This is a genomic window from Burkholderia sp. MSMB1835, assembly GCF_001526365.1.
Classification (GTDB): Bacteria; Pseudomonadota; Gammaproteobacteria; order Burkholderiales; family Burkholderiaceae; genus Burkholderia.
This window is the reverse complement of record NZ_LOYP01000030.1, coordinates 1-964: the sequence shown is the minus strand read 5'-3', so window position 1 is coordinate 964 and position 964 is coordinate 1. Positions and strand designations below refer to the sequence as shown.

General features: G+C 66.2%; 1 protein-coding gene. It reads left to right on the top strand.

The genetic code is table 11. From position 1 onward, the window contains the following. Positions 1-964: aminotransferase (locus WS96_RS13300; RefSeq protein ID WP_059833086.1), on the top strand; the 964-nt coding region annotated here is incomplete at both ends.

Here is a 964-nt window from a genome sequence, read left to right as displayed (position 1 = left end):
CGCGCGGGCAGCCGCGTGATCGTCAAGGCCGACGGCGTCTACCTGTGGGACTCGGACGGCAACAAGGTGATCGACGGGATGGCCGGCCTCTGGTGCGTGAACGTCGGCTACGGCCGCAAGGAGCTCGCCGACGCCGCGTATCGCCAGCTGCAGGAGCTGCCGTTCTACAACACGTTCTTCAAGACGACGCACCCGCCGGTGATCGAACTCTCCGCGATGCTCGCGGAAGTGACGCCCGCCGGCTTCAACCACTTCTTCTATTGCAACAGCGGCTCGGAAGGCAACGACACGGTGCTGCGCGTCGTGCATCAATACTGGCGCGTGCAGGGCAAGCCGCAGAAGAAATACGTGATCTCGCGCAAGAACGGCTACCACGGCTCGACGATCGCGGGCGGCACGCTCGGCGGGATGGGCTACATGCACGAGCAGATGCCGTCGAAGGTCGAGCACATCGTGCACATCGACCAGCCGTATTTCTTCGGCGAAGCGCAACCGGGCGAGACGCCCGAAGCATTCGGGCTCGCGCGGGCGCAGCAGCTCGAGGCGAAGATCCTCGAACTCGGCGCGGAGAACGTCGCGGCGTTCATCGGCGAGCCGTTCCAGGGCGCGGGCGGCGTGATCTTCCCGCCGTCGACGTACTGGCCGGAAATCCAGCGGATCTGCCGCAAGTACGACGTGCTGCTCGTCGCCGACGAAGTGATCGGCGGGTTCGGCCGCACCGGCGAATGGTTCGCGCACCAGCACTTCGGCTTCGAGCCGGACCTGATCACGATGGCGAAGGGCCTCACGTCGGGCTACGTGCCGATGGGCGCGGTCGGTATTCACGAGCGCATCGCGCGCCCGATCATCGACAACGGCGAATTCAATCACGGCCTCACGTACTCGGGCCACCCGGTGGCGGCCGCCGTCGCGGTCGCGAACCTGAAGCTGCTGCGCGACGAAGGCATCGTCGAGCGCGTGAAGA